Annotated in this window: 13 protein-coding genes; 2 read left to right on the forward strand and 11 right to left on the reverse strand. The window is 73.7% G+C overall.

Going from position 1 to position 15,306, the window contains the following annotated elements; all coding sequences use genetic code 11:
* Positions 1–34: 34 nt before the first annotated feature.
* Together AB5970_RS15115 and AB5970_RS15120 are read right to left on the reverse strand one after the other, a co-directional pair.
* Positions 35–1,843 carry an ABC transporter ATP-binding protein gene (locus tag AB5970_RS15115; protein WP_370504766.1) on the reverse strand — a complete coding sequence of 603 codons (1,809 nt, stop codon included), beginning with the start codon at positions 1,841–1,843 and terminating at the stop codon, positions 35–37.
* Positions 1,840–3,636 (reverse strand): ABC transporter ATP-binding protein, encoded by a 1,797-nt coding sequence (locus AB5970_RS15120; protein WP_370504791.1) that lies wholly within the window; start codon positions 3,634–3,636, stop codon positions 1,840–1,842. Before AB5970_RS15120 ends, AB5970_RS15115 begins: the two co-directional genes overlap by 4 nt.
* Positions 3,637–3,823: 187 nt before the next feature.
* Between AB5970_RS15120 and AB5970_RS15125 the strand changes: the two genes are divergently transcribed.
* Positions 3,824–4,474, forward strand: coding sequence for a TIGR03085 family metal-binding protein (locus AB5970_RS15125; RefSeq protein ID WP_370504767.1), 651 nt, complete (start codon positions 3,824–3,826; stop codon positions 4,472–4,474).
* Here AB5970_RS15125 and AB5970_RS15130 read toward each other — a convergent pair.
* The 9 genes from AB5970_RS15130 to AB5970_RS15170 all read right to left on the reverse strand — a co-directional run bounded on the left by AB5970_RS15130 (position 4,471) and on the right by AB5970_RS15170 (position 14,281).
* Positions 4,471–5,355 (reverse strand): FKBP-type peptidyl-prolyl cis-trans isomerase, encoded by an 885-nt coding sequence (locus tag AB5970_RS15130; RefSeq protein ID WP_370504768.1) that lies wholly within the window; start codon positions 5,353–5,355, stop codon positions 4,471–4,473. The genes AB5970_RS15125 and AB5970_RS15130 overlap by 4 nt on opposite strands.
* 113 nt (positions 5,356–5,468) lie before the next feature.
* On the reverse strand, positions 5,469–6,830 hold the full coding sequence (gene pafA, locus AB5970_RS15135) for a Pup--protein ligase (RefSeq protein WP_370504769.1): 1,362 nt from the start codon (positions 6,828–6,830) through the stop codon (positions 5,469–5,471).
* Between the two features lie 43 nt (positions 6,831–6,873).
* Positions 6,874–7,575 (reverse strand): proteasome subunit alpha, encoded by a 702-nt coding sequence (gene prcA, locus AB5970_RS15140; protein WP_370504770.1) that lies wholly within the window; start codon positions 7,573–7,575, stop codon positions 6,874–6,876.
* On the reverse strand, positions 7,572–8,405 hold the full coding sequence (prcB, locus tag AB5970_RS15145) for a proteasome subunit beta (protein WP_370504771.1): 834 nt from the start codon (positions 8,403–8,405) through the stop codon (positions 7,572–7,574). Before prcB ends, prcA begins: the two co-directional genes overlap by 4 nt.
* Positions 8,406–8,411: 6 nt before the next feature.
* A complete protein-coding gene (locus AB5970_RS15150) occupies positions 8,412–8,609 on the reverse strand; it encodes a ubiquitin-like protein Pup (RefSeq protein ID WP_370504772.1) in 198 nt (65 codons plus the stop codon).
* Positions 8,610–8,706: 97 nt separating this feature from the next.
* The gene (dop, locus tag AB5970_RS15155) at positions 8,707–10,314 is read right to left on the reverse strand and encodes a depupylase/deamidase Dop (RefSeq protein ID WP_370504773.1); all 1,608 of its coding nucleotides are present in this window, start codon (positions 10,312–10,314) and stop codon (positions 8,707–8,709) included.
* Positions 10,315–10,360: 46 nt separating this feature from the next.
* Positions 10,361–11,995, reverse strand: coding sequence for a proteasome ATPase (gene arc, locus AB5970_RS15160; RefSeq protein ID WP_370504774.1), 1,635 nt, complete (start codon positions 11,993–11,995; stop codon positions 10,361–10,363).
* Positions 11,996–12,122: 127 nt separating this feature from the next.
* Positions 12,123–13,136, reverse strand: a complete 1,014-nt coding sequence (locus AB5970_RS15165) for a tRNA (adenine-N1)-methyltransferase (RefSeq protein WP_370504775.1) — start codon at positions 13,134–13,136, stop codon at positions 12,123–12,125.
* Between the two features lie 11 nt (positions 13,137–13,147).
* Entirely contained in the window at positions 13,148–14,281 is a 1,134-nt protein-coding gene (locus tag AB5970_RS15170) for a site-2 protease family protein (RefSeq protein ID WP_370504776.1), read from the reverse strand.
* Between the two features lie 158 nt (positions 14,282–14,439).
* Here AB5970_RS15170 and AB5970_RS15175 point away from each other — a divergent pair, with 158 nt between their 5' ends.
* Positions 14,440–15,306 carry a RecB family exonuclease gene (locus AB5970_RS15175; protein ID WP_370504792.1) on the forward strand — a complete coding sequence of 289 codons (867 nt, stop codon included), beginning with the start codon at positions 14,440–14,442 and terminating at the stop codon, positions 15,304–15,306.

The following is a 15,306-nucleotide window of genomic DNA, read 5'->3' on the forward strand; positions in this document are numbered from 1 at the left end:
GCGGCCGCGCACGCGACGGACCCCGTCCCAGCGATCAGCGGGTCTGCGACACCCAGGCGGCGTGCATCGCGGCGTAGTGCCCGTCCCGCGCGACGAGCTCGTCGTGGTGACCCACCTCGACCACCCGGCCGGCATCCACCACGACGACCGTGTCGGCGGCCTCCGCGGTGGAGAGCCGGTGCGCGATGGTCAGGGTGCTGCGGCCGCGGGTCAGCGAGTCGAGCGCGCGGGCGATCCGCACCTCGGTCGCGGGGTCCACCGCGGACGTCGCCTCGTCGAGCAGGAGCAGGTCCGCCTCGGCGAGGTACGCCCGCGCGAGCGCGACCAGCTGCCGCTCCCCCGCCGACAGCGACTCGCCGCGCTGGCCGACGGGCGTCTCGAGCCCGTCGGCGAGCTCGTCCACCCAGCCGTCCAGCCCGAGCGCCTCGACGGCCTCCCGGATGCGGGCGTCGTCGTCGGCGGCCGGGGTGGTGCCGTCCTCGTGCCGCAGGCCGTAGGCCACGTTCTGCGCGAGCGTGCCGTCGAACAGGAAGCCCTCCTGCGGCACGAGCACCACGCGCCGGCGCAGCTGGGCGATCGGGATGTCCCGCAGGTCGACGCCGTCCAGCAGCACGGAGCCGTGCGTGGGGTCCATGAACCGCGCGACCAGCTTGGCGATCGTGGTCTTGCCCGAGCCGGTCGCGCCGACGACAGCGACGGAGGTCCCGGCGGGGATCGCGACGTCGACGCCGGTGAGCACGGGCGGCCCGTCGGGGTACGCGAAGTCGACGCCGCGCAGCTCCACGTGGGCCGGGCCGCGCGGGCTGGGCACGCCGTCGGGGCCGGCGTCGACCACCTCGATGGGGGTCTCGAGCACGCCGAGCACGCGGCGCCAGCCGGCGACGGCGTTCTGCAGCTCGTTGAGGATCTCGGTGGCCATCTGCACCGGGCCCGTGAACAGCTGGACCAGGAAGAGGAAGGCGAGCAGCCGGCCCACGGTCATCTCGCCCGCGATGCCGAGGTACGTCCCGGCGACGACCACGACGGCGAGCACCAGGTTGGCCACCAGCACGCCGCTGGAGAACACCAGGGCGACCAGGTTCTGCGCGCGCACCATGGCGCTGCGGGTGGCGGCGACGGCCGCGTCGATCTTGCGCTGGGTGCGTGCGGCGACCCCGTACGAGCGGATGGTCTCCGCGCCGACGACGGCCTCCGACACGGCGCCGAGCATCCCGCCGACCCGCTCGCGGACCGCGGTGTACCGGGCGTTGACGCGCTTCTGCAGCGGCTGCAGGAGCAGGAAGAGCGGCACGAACCCGGCCCACACGATCAGCGTGAGCTGCCAGGAGTAGACGGCCATGAGCACGGTCGCCACGGCGATCTGCAGCACCGAGACGAGCAGCATGATCCCGCCCCACTGCACGAACAGCGAGATCGTGTCGACGTCCGACGTCACGCGCGAGACCAGCGAGCCGCGGCGCTCGGTGTTCTGCGTGAGCACCGACAGGTCGTGCACGTGCCGGAACGCCTGGGTGCGCAGCGCCAGCAGCCCGCTCTCGCTCGACCGGAACAGGCGCACGTTGACGTAGGCCGAGCAGACGGCGCCGACCAGCAGGCCCAGGGCGGCGAGCCCGGCGAGGGCGGCGACCCGGGGCACGTCCGGGCCGCCCGCGGCCAGGATCCCCGTGTCGACGGTCTGCTGGACCGCGATCGGCACGAGCACCCGGCCGATCGAGGCCACGACCGCGAGCAGGACGGTCAGCTGCCAACCGACCAGCAGCTGGGGCGAGACCTGGATGCCGCGGCGCAGCGTGGCGAGCACGCCGAGCGTGCTGGCGGGCGCGAAGCGGTGTCCGTCGCTCATGCGGGCTCCTCCACGACCTCGAGGGCCTCCTCGTCGGCGGCCTCCGCCGCGCGGCGGGCCGTCTCCTGCTCGTACGCGGTCGCCAGCTCGCGGTAGCCGGGGTCGCGGGCCAGCAGCTCGTCGTGCGTGCCGCGGTCGACCACGCGGCCGGACTCGACGTGCACCACCTCGTCGGCCAGCAGCACCGACGACATCCGGTAGGCCACCAGCAGCACGGTCGGGCTGCCGGCGCCGGCCTCGTCGCGCAGGCCGCGCAGGATCGCCTGCTCGATGCGCGGGTCGACGGCCGACGTCGCGTCGTCGAGCACCAGGACGGCGGGCCGGCGCACCAGGGCGCGCGCGAGCGCCAGCCGCTGGCGCTGGCCGCCCGAGAGGTTGGCGCCGCGCTCGCCCAGGGGCGCGTCGAGGCCACCCGGCAGGGCGCGGACCACGTCGTCGACGCGGGCGAGGCGCAGTGCGGCCCATACCGCCTCGTCGTCCGGGGCACCCGCCTCGCCCGCGTCCGCAAGCGTGACGTTGGACCGGACGGTGTCCTCGAACACGAACGTCGACTGCGCCACGAGGGCGACGTGCCGGCTGAGGTCGGCGGGGCGCACGTCGCGCAGGTCGATGCCGTCGACGAGGACCGCGCCGCGCGACGGGTCGGCGAGCCGGCTGACCAGCGAGACCAGCGTCGTCTTGCCGGCGCCCGTGGGTCCGACGACCGCGATCGTGCGGCCCGCGGGCACGTCGAGGTCGACGTCGTGCAGCAGCTCGAGCTCGCCGCCGCCGGGCAGCGCGACCGACCGGCCGACGTCGCGCAGCTCGACGCGCGCCCCCGCGGCCGGCACCCAGGGCGTGGTGCCGACGCTGAGCGCGCCGTGGGAGTCGATCACGCGCGCGATCCGGTCGTAGCCGACCAGCGCCCGCGGCACCTCGCCGAGCACCCAGCCGAACGCCCGCACCGGCACCGCGAGCAGCGTGAGCAGGTACGCGGCGGCCACGACGTCGCCCGTGCCGATCCGTCCCGCGCTGACCTGCACGGTGCCGACGACGAGCACGAGCAGCGTGCCGAGGCTCGGCAGCAGGTCGATCACCGGGTCGAACATCGCGCGGACGATGCCGACGCGCACGTTGGCGTCCCGCAGCTGCGCGGCCCGCGCCGCGAACCGGGCCTCCTCGCGCGCCTCCGTGCCCAGCGACGTGACCAGCACGGCGGCCTCGAAGCTCTCGTGGGCGATGTCGGCGACCTCGGCGCGCAGCTGCTGCGCGTGGATCGCCGCCGGCGACATCCTGCGCTGGAAGACCAGGTTGGCGACCACGGCGAGCGGCAGGACGACGAGGGCGGCGAGCGCGAGCCACACGTCGGTGCGGAACAGCTCGACCGCGGCGACGACGAGCATGACGACCACGCCCAGCGCGAACGGCAGCGGGTTGAAGATCGCCGTCGCCGCCTCGACGTCGGCGCTGGCGTTCGACAGCAGCTGGCCCGTCGGGTGCTGGCGGTGCCACGACATCGGGAGCCGCAGGTACTGGCGGGTGACCGCGGTGCGGTGGTCCTCCTGGATCAGCGCGTACCCGCGGCCCGCGTACATCCGCCGCCCGGCGACGGTCACCGCGAGCGAGACGGCGACCAGCGCGATCGCGAGCCCGGCGAGCCAGATGCGCCCGCGCGCCTCGGTCGAACCCGACAGCGCGGGCACCACGACCTGGTCTGTCACGGCGCCGAGCACGCGGCTGACCGCGACCGTGAGCGCGCCGAACACCGCGGAGGTGCCGATCGCCACCACGTAGGTGCCAGGGTGCGCGCGCATGCCGCGGGCGATCAGCTGGACCGCCCGGCGCGGTACGGAGCCGGTGAGGGCCACCGACGCTGGTGACTCGTCTCGCGTGGGCACGACAGGACCTTCCGTGGAGCTCAGGGGGTGCCGTCATCCTCTCATGGCAGAGCGAGCGCTTACCCGCCACGCGGCTGCGTCGCCCCCGTGCGATCCTGCGCTCATGACCTGGCACGAGATCGAGCGCGCGCAGCTCGCGCAGGCCCTCCTGGACGTCCCGCCGGACGCGCCGACCCTCTGCGAGGGCTGGGAGGCCCGCCACCTGGCCGCGCACGTCGTGCTGCGCGAGCGCTCGCCCCTGGTCGGAGTCGGCATCGCCGTCCCCGTCCTCTCGCCGCGCGCCGAGGCGGCGATCGCACGGCTCGCCGACACCGCCGCGACCGAGGGCGCCTACCGGGACCTCGTCGCCCGGGTCGCCGCCGACCGGCCCGCGTTCTGGCACCCCGGCGCCTGGGCGGGCGACCCGACCAACGTGATCGAGTTCTTCGTGCACACCGAGGACGTCCGCCGCGGCGCCGGCCCGGTGCCGCCCCGCGAGCTCGACCCGGACCAGGTCGAGGCCCTGTGGGCGCAGCTGCGGCGCACGGGCGGCCTGCGGCTGCGCAAGGTCCCCGTGGGCGTGGTGCTGGTGCGCGGCGACGGGGTGCGGCACCCGCTGCGCGGCCCGAAGGGCGACCACGGCACGGTCGTCGTGCGCGGCGACGTCGGCGAGCTCGCCCTGTACCTGCTGGGCCGGGGCGCCGCCGCCGACGTGCGGATCGCGGGCGCGGCGGACGACCTCGAGCTGCTCGAGGCGGTCCTGCCCTCGCGCTAGCCGGCCGCCTGGTCCGGGTGGCCCGTGGCGAGGATGTCCACCACGAACACGACCGTCTGGCCGGCCAGCTCCTCGCTGTCGGTCACGCCCAGGGCGTAGGTCGGGGGCACCACGAGCATCACCTGGCTGCCCACGGGCTGGTCGACCAGGCCCTCGGCCCACGCCTTCACGTCCTGCAGCGAGAACGAGACGGGCAGCCCGTGCGTCCACGTCGAGTCGAACGGCTCACCCGTGGTCCACGCGAACCCGGTGTACTGAACGGTGACGACGTCGCTGGCACCCACCTGCTCGCCCGTCCCGCGGATCAGCGGCTGGGCGACCAGCGCCGACGGCGGGTCGGTGCCCGTCGCCGTGATCGACGGGGCGCCGGACGCGTCGAGCGTGACCGCCGGCAGGTCGGGGCGGGGTGCCACCGGTTCGCCGTCCGCCCGCGTGGGCAGCACGTCGACCACCGTCACGGTCGGGTAGTCGGTCGCGCCGGACCCGGTGCCGGGGCTCACCTGCAGCAGCCGCGCGCCCACCTTCTGGCCGCGCAGCGTGTTGTAGAGATCGGTGCCCAGGTCCTCCTCCGTCAGCAGCATCGCCGTCGGGTTCGTGGAGTAGCTCTCCTTGACCAGGGACGCGTCGGTGGCGTCCTCGAGCCAGAAGTCGATGAGCACCGGGGCGCCCTCGACCAGCGGCGCGCCCGTGCCCTCCCAGATCTGCTCGGTCCGGGTCTTGTCCACCTGCAGCGGCGTGACGTAGGTGATGGTCGGTGCCTCGCCCGGCTCACCGGAGACCGTCACGGCGGCGGGCTCGGTCACGGGGGTGCTGCACCCGGCGAGGGCCAGGAGGGCCATCAGCAGACCGGCGGTCAGGGCACGGCCCTGCAGTCGACGCACGTCGTTCCTTCCCGTTCTCGGTCCCGGCGGCACCGCACGGGCGGGCCACGATCGCCGTCCTGGCGACTGCAGGACCGCCACACTGTACGGCCTCGTGCTGGACGGACGACCTGCTACATCGACTCGATGAGCCGGTCCACACGCTCGTCGACGCTGCGGAACGGGTCCTTGCACAGGACCGTGCGCTGGGCCTGGTCGTTGAGCTTGAGGTGCACCCAGTCGACCGTGTAGTCCCGCCGGGCGTCCTGCGCGGCCCGCACGAAGTCGCCCCGCAGCTTGGCCCGGGTGGTCTGCGGCGGCACCGCGGTGGCCTCGAAGATCTCCAGGTCCGTGGTCACCCGCTCGACCATGCCCTTGGCCGCCAGCAGGTTGTACAACCCCTCGGTGCGGGAGATGTCGTGGTACGCCAGGTCGAGCCGCTGCACCCGGACGTCGGAGAGCTCCAGGTCGTGCTTGGCGCGGTACCGCTCGATGAGCTTGTACTTGATGACCCAGTCCAGCTCGCGGTCCACCAGCGAGAGGTCGCCCGTGCGTAGCGCGCGCAGCCCACGCTCCCAGAGGTCCAGCACCTGCTTGTTCTCGGGGGACGGCCCGCCCTCGCCGGCGAGGAAGTCCGTGACCCGCGTGAGGTACTCCTCCTGCAGGTCGACCGCCGTGACGGTCCGGCCGTTCGCCATGGTCACCGGGTGCATGCCGGTGATGTCGTGGCTGATCTCCCGGATCGCCCGGATCGGGTTCTCGAGCGCCATCTCCCGCATGGGGACGCCGGCCTCGATCATGCGCAGCAGCAGGTCCGTGGTGCCGACCTTGAGCATGGTCGTCGTCTCGGACATCGACGAGTCGCCCACGATCACGTGCAGCCGGCGGTAGTGCTCGGCGTCCGCGTGCGGCTCGTCGCGCGTGTTGATGATCGGCCGGGACCGGGTGGTCGCGCTGGAGACCGCCTCCCAGATGTGGTCGGCGCGCTGCGACAGGCAGTACAGGGCGCCCCGCGGCGTCGTCAGCACCTTGCCGGCACCCGTGAGGATCTGGCGGGTGATGAGGAACGGGACCAGCACGTCCGAGAGCCGCGAGAAGTCGCCCTGGCGGCGGACCAGGTAGTTCTCGTGGCAGCCGTAGGAGTTGCCCGCGGAGTCGGTGTTGTTCTTGAACAGGTGGATCGTGCCCGGCAGCCCCTCGTGCTCGAGCCGCTGCTGCGCGTCGGCCACCAGCCCCTCGAGGATGCGCTCGCCCGCGCGGTCGTGCGTGACCAGCTGGCGGACGTCGTCGCACTCGGCGGTGGCGTACTCCGGGTGCGAGCCCACGTCCAGGTACAGCCGCGAGCCGTTGCGCAGGAACACGTTGGAGGAGCGACCCCAGGCGACGACCTTGCGGAACAGGTAGCGCGCGACCTCGTCGGCGGACAGCCCGCGACCGTCCTGGGCGGCGCAGGTCACGCCGTACTCCGTCTCCAGACCGAAGATCCGCCTGTCCATCGCCGTGCTCCCTCCTGTCGACCCCCGCGCCGGTCCGTCCCGATCAGTCTGCGTCCAGCAGGTCCTCCAGCAAGGCCCCGGCCAGCCGTCGGAACGTGCGGCGCGGTCGCGTCCTGTCGAGCACCGCGACCTCCAGCTGCGCCGCGGGGATCACCCGGGCCTCCCCGCCGTCGTCGGGCGGCGACCCCAGCGTCCGGACCGCCAGCGCGAGCACCTCGGGCAGCGTGAGCCCGGCCCGCCACTCCTGCGCCAGGATCGCGCCGAGCCGCTCGGCCTGCCCGCCCATGACCACGTAGCCGTGCTCGTCGGTCACCGAGCCGTCGTACGCCAGCCGGTAGATCTGGTCGCCCGCCACCGCGCGGCCGACCTCGGCGACGACGATCTCGACCTCGAGCGGCTTGGACTCCGTGGTGAACGACGTGCCGAGCGTCTGCGCGTACGCGTTGGCCAGGCCCCGCGCCGTGACGTCCTCGCGGTCGTAGGAGTAGCCGCGCAGGTCGGCGTAGCGCACGCCGGCCACCCGCAGGTTCTCGAACTCGTTGTACTTGCCGACGGCCGCGAAGCCGATGCGGTCGTAGATCTCGGAGATCTTGTGCAGCGCGCGCGACGCGTTCTCGGTGGCGAACGCGATCCCGTCGTCGTACTGCAGGACGACGACGGACCGGCCGCGGGCGATGCCCTTGCGCGCGTAGTCCGCCCGGTCCTTCATCAGCTGCTCGGGCGAGACGTAGAACGGCATGCTCATCGCGCACCTCCGCGACCCTCGTGCGTGCGGCGACGTTCCTGCTCGACGGTCTCGGCCACCGCGCTGAGGTCGGCGTCGGAGACACGCAGGTAGCCCGACTCGGTCACCGTGGCGACGACCGGCCAGATGCCCCGGGTGTGGTCCGGGCCGCCGGTCGCCGAGTCGTCGTCGGCCGCGTCCACGAGCGCCTCCACGGCCACCCGCACCGCGCCGGCGGCGTCGAGACCCGGGCGCCACAGCTTCTTGAGCGAGCCGCGCGCGAACACCGAGCCCGAGCCCACCGCGTGGTGGTCGTGCTCCTCGTAGCGGCCGCCCGTGACGTCGTAGGAGAAGATCCGGCCGATGCGGCGGTCCAGGTCGAAGCCGCCGAACAGCGGCACCACCGCGAGCCCCTGCATCGCGAGGCCGAGGTTCCCCCGGATCATCGTCGCGAGCCGGTTGGCCTTGCCGTCGAGCGAGAGCAGGCTGCCCTCGATCTTCTCGTAGTGCTCGAGCTCGAGCTGGAACAGGCGGACCAGCTCGACGGCCAGGCCGGCGGTGCCGGCGATGCCGACCGCGGAGTACTCGTCGGCCGGGAAGACCTTCTCGATCTCGCGGCTCGCGATCATCGAGCCCATGGTCGCGCGGCGGTCACCCGCCATGACGATCCCGCCGTCGAAGGCGAGCGCCAGGATGGTGGTGCCGTGCGGCGCCTGGACGTCGCCGCCGGGCCGGTTACCCGGCAGCAGCTGCGGGGCGTGGCTCGAGAGGAACTCCACGAACGACGACGAGCCGGGGGTCGTGAACGCGTGCGGCAGCCGCCCGGAAGCGGACGTGTCGTGAGAACTCATCGGCGCTCACTGACCGCCCTTCTGGACGAATCCACGCACGAACTGCTCCGCGTTGGACTCCAGGACGTCGTCGATCTCGTCGAGCAGCGCATCCACCTCGGCGTCCCGGGCCTGCGCGCTGGGCGCGGCCGGGGCCGGGGTGTCGGGGCCGTCGTCCGGTTCCTCGTCCTCGCGGCGCGGGCGTACGTGTTCCTGACCAGCCATGGTGACCTCCCGGAAGTGCCGGACGACGTGCTGACGCCCACCCTAGGCCCATCTTCCGACGCGTCCGGTCCCCACGCCACGGACCGGACGGGTCGCGTCAGGCGCCGAGCGCGTCGAGCAGCGCGGCGGCGTCCGGGCTGCGGTCGAGCAGGTCACCCACGTGCGCGTGCGTCCCGCGCAGCGGGTCGCGCATCGGCACCCGCTGGAGCGTCGCCGCGCCCGGCACGTCGAAGACGACCGAGTCCCAGCTGGCCGCCGAGATCTCCCCGCCGTACCGCGCGACGGCCTCGCCGCGGAAGTAGGCCCGGGTGTCCCGCGGGGGGTGCACCACAGCGTCCGCGACCGCCTCGGGGCTCACCAGCAGCTCGACCGCGCCGGCCTGGACCAGCCGGTGGTAGAGGCCGCGCTCGGGCCGCACGTCGGACCACTGCAGGTCCATCGCGGCCAGCCGGGGGTGGTCCCAGGCCAGGTGGTCGCGGCGCCGCATGCCCTCGAGCAGCCGCAGCTTGGCCAGCCACTCCACCTCGCGCGCGCATGACGCCGGGTCGGTGGTCAGCCGGTCGAGCACGGACTCCCAGCGGTCCAGCACGTCCGTGGTCTGCGCGTCGGGCTCGTCGCCGACGTGGGCCAGCGCCGCGCGGATCGCGTCGAGGTACTCGCGCTGCACCTCGAGGGCCGTCAGCCGCCGCCCGTCCGCGAGCTCGAGCCGCGTGGTGAGGGTCAGGTCGTGGCTCACCAGGTGGACCGCGTGCACCGGGTCCCGCAGCGTCAGGCGGTCGATGGCGGCGAGCGCTCCCCCGGCACCGCCGTCGGCGACCGCGCGCTCGATGAGCCAGAGCACCAGCGACGTGGTGCCCAGCCGCAGGTACGTCGCCACCTCGAGCATCGTCGCGTCGCCGATGATCACGTGCAGCCGCCGCCACCGGTCCGGGTCGGCGTGCGGCTCGTCGCGCGTGTTGATGATCGGGCGGCGCAGGGTCGTCTCGAGGCCGACCTCGGCCTCCATGTAGTCCGCGCGCTGCGAGAGCTGGAAGCCCGGCTCCTCGCCGCGCTGCCCCAGCCCCACCCGGCCGGCGCCCGTGAACACCTGCCGCGTGACGAAGAACGGGATGAGCCGCGCCGCGAGGTCGTTGAACGGGACCGCGCGGTCGACCAGGTAGTTCTCGTGCATGCCGTACGTGGCGCCCTTGCCGTCCACGTTGTTCTTGTAGAGGGCGACGTCCGGCAGCGCGGCGGTCGACGCCAGGGCGCGCACCGACGCGAGCATGACGCGCTCGCCCGCCCGGTCCCAGAGCACCGCGTCGAGCGGGTTGGTCACCTCGGGCGAGGAGTACTCCGGGTGGGCGTGGTCGACGTAGAGGCGCGCGCCGTTGGTGAGGATGACGTTCGCCGCGCCCGGGTCCTCGTACTCCTCCGTGGTGGCGCGGGGCAGGGCTTGCGGGCCGTCGCCGGACGGCGCGGGCTTCTGCGGGTCGTCCGTCAGCAGCGAGGGGTGCGCCGACGCGCGCTGCAGGTGGAAGCCGCGGGCGTCGTGCAGCGGGTCCTCGTCGTCGTAGTCCCAGCGGGCCTTGGTGCGCGCACCCTCGCGGGCGGCGGCGTGCACGGCGACCACGTGGCTGGACAGCAGCATCGGGTTGGCCAGCGGGCGCCCGGGCTGGAGGATCCCGTACTCGGTCTCGATCCCCATCACGCGGCGCACGGTCACGGGACCACCCTAGGGTCGCGTGACCGCGCGTCGCGCCGCCGGTCCGTCAGAGGTACTGGCCGGTGCTGGTGACCGTCTCGATCGTGCGCGAGCCCTCGGCGCCCTTCTTGCCCTGCACGATCGTCCGGATGAAGACGATGCGCTCGCCCTTCTTGCCGGAGATGCGCGCCCAGTCGTCGGGGTTGGTCGTGTTGGGCAGGTCCTCGTTCTCGCGGAACTCGTCGACGCAGGCCGTCAGCAGGTGGTCGACCCGGATGCCGCGCTGGCCGGTGCTCAGGAAGTCCTTGATGGCGGACTTCTTGGCGCGGTCGACGACGTTCTGGATCATGGCGCCCGAGTTGAAGTCCTTGAAGTACAGGACCTCCTTGTCGCCGCTCGCGTACGTGACCTCGAGGAACCGGTTCTCGTCGCTCTCGGTGTACATCCGCTCGACCACGCGGGTGATCATCGCCTCGACGGCCGCCGATGCGGACCCGCCGTGCTCCGCGATGTCGTCCGGGTGGATGGGCAGCGTCGGCACGAGGTACTTGCCGAAGATCTCGCGCGCACCCTCCGCGTCGGGCCGCTCGATCTTGATCTTCACGTCGAGCCGGCCCGGCCGCAGGATGGCGGGGTCGATCATGTCCTCGCGGTTGGAGGCGCCGATGACGATGACGTTCTCCAGGCGCTCGACGCCGTCGATCTCGCTCAGCAGCTGCGGCACGATCGTCGTCTCGACGTCGCTGGAGACGCCCGTGCCGCGGGTGCGGAAGAGCGACTCCATCTCGTCGAAGAACACGACCACCGGGTGGCCCTGCGACGCCTTCTCGCGCGCCCGGGCGAAGATCAGCCGGATGTGCCGCTCGGTCTCGCCCACGTACTTGTTGAGCAGCTCCGGGCCCTTGACGTTGAGGAAGAAGCTCTTGGTGTCGGCGGTGTCCTCGCCGCGCGCCGCGGCCGCGGTGGCCGCGAGCGAGTGCGCGACCGCCTTGGCGATGAGCGTCTTCCCGCATCCCGGGGGCCCGTACAGCAGCACGCCCTTCGGCGGCTTGAGCCCGTGCTCCAGGAACAGCTCGGGGTGCAGGAACGGCAGCTCGACGGCGTCGCGGATGGCCTCGATCTGCGGCCCGAGCCCGCCGATGTCCTCGTAGTCGATGTCCGGGACCTCTTCGAGCACGAGCTCCTCGACCTCGGCCCGCGGGATGATCTCAAACACGAAGCCGCTGCGCGAGTCGATGGTCAGGGCGTCGCCGATCCGCACGTGCGCGTCCTTGACCTGCCCGGCGAAGCGCACGACGCGCTCCTCGTCGCCCCGGCCGACCACCAGGGCGCGGTCGGTGCCCAGCAGCTCCTTGACCGTGACGAGCTCGCCGACCTCCTCGTAACCGCCGGCCTCGACCACCGTGAGGGCCTCGTTGAGCATGACCTCCTGGCCGGGGCGCAGGCGCGAGACGTCGAGCGACGGGCTCGCGCCGACGTGCATCTTGCGGCCCGACGACACGATGTCCACGGTGCCGTCCGTGCGCGCGCCGAGGAACGTGGCGTACGTGCCCGGAGGCTTGGCCAGGTCGTCCACCTGGCGCTTGAGGTCGATGATCTGCTCGCGGGCCGCGACGAGCGCGTCGCTGAGGCGCTCGTTCTTCGCGGCGAGCACGCTGAGCTCTCGGTGCAGGTCCCGCCCAGGGGCAGCCGGTTCGGTCATCTGTCGGCCTCCGTTCCGCGTCGTGCGTGGTCGTCACTCCGTCCCACCGTGCACGGCTCTGTGCCTGCTGGTCCGACGACCCTAACCACCAGTGTCAACCGCCGGGGCACGACGCGCGCGAGCCGGCTCAGATCGTGGGAGGAGCCTGACCGACATCGCGACGTGCACGGCGCAGCTTCTTGTCCGAGACCAGCCGCTCCCCCATCGCCTCGGGCGACCAGAGCTCGGCGTCGTCCACCGCGGGCGCGCCGTCGGGGGCCACGGGGTACGCGCCCTTGGCGGGCCGGCGCCGGCGCTGCGGGGCGTCGACGCCGTCGGCCAGCCGGCGCGTGGTCAGCAGGAACCCGGTGTGCCCGATCATCCGGTGCTGCGGCCGCACCGCGAGCCCCTCGAGGTGCCAGCCGCGCACCATCGACTCCCACGCCTCCGGCTCCGTGTACCGGCCGTCGCTGCGGATGTCCTCGGCCAGCCGCGACAGCTGCGTCGTCGTCGCGACGTAGGAGATGAACACGCCGCCGGGCGCGAGGGCGTCGGCGACCGCGTCGAGGTTCTCCCACGGCGCGAGCATGTCGAGCACCACGCGGTCGACGCTGCCCGGCTCGGCCACGGTCGGCAGCACGTCGGACAGGTCCCCGACCGACAGCTCCCACGCCGGGTGCGGGCCGCCGAAGAAGCCCTCGACGTTGCCGCGGGCGATCGCCGCGAAGTCCTCGCGCCGCTCGATCGAGTGCAGCGAGCCGCCGTCGCCCACCGCCCGCAGGAGCGACATGGTCAGGGCGCCGGAGCCGACGCCCGCCTCGATCACCCGGGCTCCGGGGTAGATGTCCGCCATGGCGACGATCTGGCCCGAGTCCTTGGGGTAGACCACCGCGGCGCCGCGCGGCATCGACAGCACGTAGTCCGCCAGCAGGGGCCGCACCGCGAGGTACTCGATCCCGGCGGTGTTCTTCACCACCGAGCCCTCGGGGGCGCCGAGCAGCAGGTCGTGGCTGAGGTAGCCGCGGTGCGTGTGGAACGAGGCTCCCTCGGCCAGCGTGATCGTGTGCATCCGGCCGCGCGGGTCGGTGAGCTGCACGCGGTCGCCCGCGCGGAAGAGGCCGCGACGCTGCGCGGCTCCGGTGGACGTCTGGTCGGGGGTCACGGTGCCCGAGTCTAGGAGCGGATGGCGGCGACGACGTCCATCGCGCGGATCAGCCCCACCACGCGGCCGTCGACGACGGCGGCCACGACCGGCGAGTGCTCGGTGGCCCGGCCGACGGCCGCGACCAGCTCCTGCCCCGCGAGCCTGCCGTCGACCACGGCACCGACCGGCAGCGGGACCGCGACCGCGGTGACCGGCGTGGTGCCGGCGGCCTCCGCGGGCACCGAGGCCGCGGCGGCGCGGTCGACGTACGCCGCGGGTCGCCCGTCCGGCGAGAGGATGACGACCTCGTCGGCCCCCGCGGCGGCCGCCAGGGCCCCCGCGTGCGCGATCGACTCGGTGTGGCCGACGCCCACGGCGCGCCGCCCCACGGAGGCCACCGTGACCTGCCCGACCGCCTTCTGCGTGCGCCCGCCGCGCACGGCCGCGGACGCGCCGGACCACAGGAACGCCCCGATGAGCGCCGCCCAGACGACGTCCCCGATGTTCGGCTGCCGGCCCTGGAGCAGCGGCAGACCGAGCGCCCAGGCGAAGACCGCGACCGCGACCACACGGCCGACCCAGCCGGCGGCGACGGTCCCGGTGTGCCGGTTCTTGGTCACGGCCCACACGGCCGCCTCGAGCAGGTACCCGCCGTCGAGCGGCAGGCCCGGGATCAGGTTGAACAGCCCGACGAACGCGTTGGTGACGCAGCCGGACCACAGCAGCAGCCCGACCACGCTCACGGCGTCGACGGGCCGGGCCAGCGCGAAGAACCCGGCGGCGAGCACGAGGTTCGCGATCGGGCCGACGACGGCGATGAGGGCGCTGCTGCCGGGCGTCGGCGTGGCACCGCCGAACGCGGTGTGCCCGCCCCAGAGGGTCAGCACGAACTCCCGGGGCTGCTGCCCGCGCGCCCGGGCCATGAACCCGTGCGCGAGCTCGTGCACCAGGACGGAGGCGAACAGCAGGACGACGAACGCGAGCGCCACGACGTAGACGAGGGCGCCCAGGTTCCCGGCCCGGGACCGCACGCTCGGCGCGAAGATCAGGGTCAGCACGACCGCCGCGATGAGCCAGCTGGGCGCCAGGATGATCGGGGCGCCGGCCACGCGTCCGATCACCCAGCCGGAGCTGCGCCGTGCCGGGGGTCGGGAGTCGCTCACCGGTCCAGCGTAGGTGCCTGCCCGGCGCGCGGCGTCGCTCGCCCGCGGTGTGGGTGGGGGCGCCTAGGCTCGACCGCGTGACAGTGCAGCATCTCGACCACGAGGCCCCCGACGCCGGACCCGACCCCGTCGTGGTGGTCGACGACGCCGTCGAGGAGCTGGTCGAGGTCGCGGTCGAGCAGACCGCGGAGCGCCCCCCGTCCCGCCCCGGCCTGTCCCCGTCGCGGGCCAACGACTTCCTGCAGTGCCCGCAGCTGTTCCGGTTCCGGGTGATCGACCGCCTGCCCGAGCCGCCCAGCTCGGCCGCCGCCCGCGGCACCCTCGTGCACGCGGTGCTGGAGCACCTGTTCGACCTGCCGGCGGTCGAGCGCACGCTGGCCGCCGCGCACGCCCTGCTGCCCGACCAGTGGGCCACGCTCGTCGAGCACAACCCCGACGTCGCCGAGCTGTTCGCGGAGCCCGCCCAGCTGGCCGAGTGGCTGACCAGCGCCGAGGCGCTGCTGGCGACGTACTTCACGCTCGAGGACCCGACGCGCATCGAGCCGCGGGAGCGCGAGCTCCTGGTCTCGACGGAGCTCGACGAGGGCGGCCCCCTGCTGCGCGGCATCGTCGACCGCGTCGACGTCGCGCCCAACGGCTGGGTCCGCGTGGTCGACTACAAGACCGGCCGCTCCCCGCGCGCGGGGTTCGAGAGCTCGGCGCTCTTCCAGATGCGCTTCTACGCCTACGTCATCTGGCGGACGCGCGGGGTCCTGCCCAAGCGCCTGCAGCTCGAGTACCTGGGCGACGGCGTGGTGCTCACGCACGAGCCCACCGAGCCCGAGATGGCGACCATCGAGGCGCGCGTGCGGTCCATCTGGGCCGGGATCGAGGACGCGGCCCGCTCGGGCGACTGGCGCCCGCGGACGTCGAAGCTGTGCGACTGGTGCTCGTTCAAGGCGCTGTGCCCGGCGTTCGGGGGGACTCCCCCTCAGATCCCGGCGGGCGCCGTCGAGCGGTCGATCGGCGTCGTGCCCGCGGCCTGA

The sequence above is a fragment of the Cellulomonas sp. ICMP 17802 genome, from assembly GCF_041295535.1.
GTDB lineage: Bacteria > Actinomycetota > Actinomycetes > Actinomycetales > Cellulomonadaceae > Cellulomonas.

What these genes read in the sequence shown, in the direction of transcription:
- AB5970_RS15115 (WP_370504766.1), bottom strand. Translation starts at nt 1,843, where the DNA reads ATGAGCGACGGACACCGCTTCGCGCCCGCCAGCACGCTCGGCGTGCTC.
- AB5970_RS15125 (WP_370504767.1), top strand. Translation starts at nt 3,824, where the DNA reads ATGACCTGGCACGAGATCGAGCGCGCGCAGCTCGCGCAGGCCCTCCTG.
- AB5970_RS15150 (WP_370504772.1), bottom strand. Translation starts at nt 8,609, where the DNA reads ATGGCTGGTCAGGAACACGTACGCCCGCGCCGCGAGGACGAGGAACCG.
- prcB (WP_370504771.1), bottom strand. Translation starts at nt 8,405, where the DNA reads ATGAGTTCTCACGACACGTCCGCTTCCGGGCGGCTGCCGCACGCGTTC.
- AB5970_RS15120 (WP_370504791.1), bottom strand. Translation starts at nt 3,636, where the DNA reads ATGCGCGCGCACCCTGGCACCTACGTGGTGGCGATCGGCACCTCCGCG.
- prcA (WP_370504770.1), bottom strand. Translation starts at nt 7,575, where the DNA reads ATGAGCATGCCGTTCTACGTCTCGCCCGAGCAGCTGATGAAGGACCGG.
- pafA (WP_370504769.1), bottom strand. Translation starts at nt 6,830, where the DNA reads ATGGACAGGCGGATCTTCGGTCTGGAGACGGAGTACGGCGTGACCTGC.
- arc (WP_370504774.1), bottom strand. Translation starts at nt 11,995, where the DNA reads ATGACCGAACCGGCTGCCCCTGGGCGGGACCTGCACCGAGAGCTCAGC.